1 protein-coding gene is annotated in these 1,011 nt (G+C 45.3%); it reads left to right on the top strand.

The window, feature by feature from the left end; genetic code table 11:
• Positions 1-25 precede the first annotated feature (25 nt).
• Positions 26-1,011, top strand: a 986-nt coding sequence (locus R7R24_RS25015; protein WP_318119799.1) for a histidine kinase dimerization/phospho-acceptor domain-containing protein, incomplete at its 3' end; no start/stop codon positions are given.

Consider the following 1,011-nt stretch of genomic DNA (forward strand, 5'->3'; position numbering starts at 1 on the left):
AATGCCGGATGCATGGAACGCATAAATGAGAAGGATATATCTAGAGAGCTTTTTAGGTCTGATCATTCTTTTTCTCGCCAGTCTGAAAGGTTATGAGCTCATCGTGTATGAGCTCAATACTGATTATGACTACCTACTTCAAGAACACAGTTCGCAAGCTTTCTACGATTTACTCTCTCCTATCTATGAAGAAAAAGGGCTTGAATACACCAAAAGCGAGCTAGAAAAGTTTGCCACGGCAAGCCATCGATTGTTGCAACCTCACACCATGGATGAGCTCCCACCCGAGGTGAAGGAAGTGTTCGATGAAGATCCTACCGCTAACATCGCCTTTGATGATGAACGGGATTTTTGGTTTCGCTTCGACGAGAGCACTCCCTTTTTCAAAATTAGCGATAACCCGAATAGTCCTATCATTCAAGCCGTCAATTTCGACGACAACATGGTGTGGATATTCTTCATCGCTGGTTTCGCGCTTTACTGTGTTTTGCTGATCTGGTTTTTAAGCCGCAGAATTCGTGAACTAGAAAGAGTCACCGTCGAATTTGCGTCTGGTAATTTCAAAGCGCGCGCAAGCACGGCCAGCGCCAAATCGGTTGGCACATTGAACAAAAGCTTCAATAACATGGCCGATAAAGTCTCTCGACTCATTACCAGCAATAAAATGCTCACCAATGCGGTTGCTCACGAGCTACGCACACCAATTTTTCGCTTGCAATGGCAGGCTGATTTACTCGCCGACTCCTCTCTAAATGAACAACAGACAAAGTACGTAAATAGCATCGTTGAAGACATTGATGAGATGGAAGAAATGGTCGAAGAACTCCTTTCCTACGCGAAAATGGAACGCCCAGAAACCGAGCTTCGGACCGAAAGTCTTGAGCTTAACTCCCTGCTTTCTGACCTAAAAGACAAATGGCAGCAAGAGACGCCATTGCCAATCACCGTTAAAGATACGGATTGCAAAGAAGCCCAAATTAAGACCGACCCCAAACTGCTCAAGCGCGCGTT

Source organism: Vibrio sp. 704, assembly GCF_033339295.1.